General features: G+C 27.2%; 3 protein-coding genes. All 3 read right to left on the bottom strand.

What is annotated here, in order from left to right:
* Positions 1-263 (bottom strand): hypothetical protein (locus tag LS64_RS12140; protein ID WP_034569342.1); only part of this gene is annotated, 263 nt, incomplete at its 3' end.
* A 10-nt stretch (positions 264-273) separates the two neighbouring features.
* Complete coding sequence (locus LS64_RS12135; RefSeq protein WP_034569345.1) at positions 274-537, bottom strand: hypothetical protein; 264 nt, start codon at positions 535-537, stop codon at positions 274-276.
* The gene (locus LS64_RS12130; protein ID WP_034569348.1) at positions 527-847 is read right to left on the bottom strand and encodes a hypothetical protein; all 321 of its coding nucleotides are present in this window, start codon (positions 845-847) and stop codon (positions 527-529) included. The genes LS64_RS12135 and LS64_RS12130 overlap by 11 nt, the downstream gene beginning before the upstream one ends.
* Positions 848-1,041 lie beyond the last annotated feature (194 nt).

Genomic DNA, 1,041 nt, shown 5'->3' with positions numbered 1-1,041 from the left:
TTTAGAATCTGCTTTACAGCCTTTTTGATTTCATTTACTTTTGGTAAGCCGAAACGCTTTTTTTTATTGCCATTGATAAAAAAATCAAAAAATACTTCTTTGCCACTTCGAGAATGTTGCAACCACAAAGAATATTCATTTATATTATCGCTAGATTCTAATTCATACATAGAATCTAAATATACATAAATTACACAATCTTTATCAATTTCATCCACGATATTTAGCACGAAGTCTAACGCTTTATCAAAATTCTTATTCATTTTACACTCCTTAACTCTCTCGCAGATATTTAATCACAATTTGTCTTATGAAAATTGAAACATTATCAATGCCACTATCAATAGCCCTTTCTTTCAACATCACAAATTCACTCTCTTTGAAATTTATAGAAATTTTGTGATTTCTTGCTTCGCTTTGACTTACCTTTGGTCGTCCGCCTTTATTTTTACTCGCAGAATCTACATTCACAAAAGATTCTATATCAATAGGCGTAATCTCAATTCTATCATTAGATTTTAAGTCCTTAAAACTCATTTTTTATCCTTTTTAAATAAAATTCATTGCGTTTAAAAGCGATTTCTTTTAAGCCTTGCTTCCATAAAAAGAAAAATATTTTCATTTTCTTTTCGCATTCAAACTCGTTTTCCACATTATCAAAAGCATTGAAATTTATTTGCAAAAGATTAGAATCTTCAAGGTATAACACTTGCAAAAAATCATCACTTATAAACGCATATTCCACATTTAGCCTTTGTGTTTTTGCCATATATTTATCATATTTTTTGATAAAAATATTAGCTAAACGCTCGGGAGTTTTAGAGCTTATCATTTGTCCTTTTTTCATTTTTTATCCTTTCTAAACAATTTTTAATACTTTTTAGTAGTTTTTAGAATTTAAAACCTATAAAAACCTTTTAAAACTATTTCTAAAAACAAACTTTTATTATTTACAAACTACATTTTTAGATTCTATGTTTTCTTTAGAATCAAGTTTCGCAAACTCTAGCAGTTCATTTGCAAACGATTCAAATTCTTTTA

This window comes from Helicobacter saguini (genome assembly GCF_000762875.2).
In the GTDB taxonomy this organism is placed as follows: Bacteria; Campylobacterota; Campylobacteria; order Campylobacterales; family Helicobacteraceae; genus Helicobacter_A; species Helicobacter_A saguini.
This window is presented reverse-complemented; position numbering and strand designations above follow the sequence as displayed.